Here is a 1038-nt window from a genome sequence, read left to right as displayed (position 1 = left end):
CCACTTCACAACCGGAGGCCTTCGTCTGTCAGCCAGACTCACCGCCCCCGGACGGGACAACCTCCCTGGACATCACACCTAGGCTGACCCTGCTCGACGCGACGGCGCGATCGGACGGGGATGGGCCGGTGCCACAGGACCATGAGCTGTTCTCGATCTCCCCGGCGGACCCGGACAGCGCGGACGCATGGGAGCGGATGCTCTCCGCGACGCATCTGCCCTGGTCCGTGGCGCCGCCGCCGCGGGAGTTCCGGGCGACCGCCCGCCGGACCCGGGTCGACGACCTCGCACTGGTCGACTGCACGTGCAGCCCGTGCTCGGGCCGCCGCTCCCGGCGGCAGATCGCCGGGACCGACGGCGAGTTCGTCGTCGTGCTGATGACGCTCGCCGGGCGCGAGACCGTGTGCCAGGACGCCGCGGAGCGCTGCCTGCGGCCGGGCGACGCCGTCGCCTGGGACAGCACCCGGCCCGCGACGTTCACCGTGTGGGAACTCCTGACGAAACGCAGCCTGGTGATCCCGCGGGCCGCCCTGGAGGAGGTCGGCGGGCGCTCGCTGGCCCGGGGCGCGGCCGTGCTCGACGGGTCCCGACCCGCGACCCGGCTGCTGACCTCCTACCTCGCCACGCTGGCCGACACCGTGACCGAGCTGGACCGCGGCGCGGTCAGGGCCGCGCGGAACGCGACGCTGGAGCTGGTCGCGGGCGCGCTGCGGTCGGACACCGGGCTCCCCGGCACGGACGCGGTCCGCCCGGCGCTGCGAGCCCGGATGGACCGGTGGATCGACCGCAATCTGCTCGCCGGGGTGTCGCCGCAGGAGATCGCGGCGGCGCACGGTGTCTCGGTCCGCACCGTCCACCGGGTCTACAGCGCCGACGGCCGCTCCGTCTGCGAGGTGGTCCGCGTGCGGCGCCTGGCACGCGCGCGGACCGAGCTCGCCGACACCGACCGGCCGGTCTCGGCTGTCCGCGTACGGGCTCTGATGTCGCTGTAGGTACGAGCTGGTTTGTCGTTGGTCCGGCGCGTCGGACCGAAGATCA

Annotated in this window: 1 protein-coding gene; it reads left to right on the top strand. The window is 74.2% G+C overall.

Annotation, left to right across the window (positions count from 1 at the left end):
* The first annotated feature begins 128 nt into the window (after positions 1-128).
* Positions 129-992, top strand: a complete 864-nt coding sequence (locus FVA95_RS28935) for a hypothetical protein (RefSeq protein ID WP_161992530.1) — start codon at positions 129-131, stop codon at positions 990-992.
* The last annotated feature ends 46 nt before the right edge of the window (positions 993-1038 follow it).

It is taken from the genome of Pseudonocardia sp. EV170527-09 (assembly GCF_008369905.1).
Taxonomy (GTDB): Bacteria; Actinomycetota; Actinomycetes; order Mycobacteriales; family Pseudonocardiaceae; genus Pseudonocardia.
Note: the sequence above shows the minus strand (reverse complement) of the source record. Positions and strands in the feature narration are given on the sequence as shown.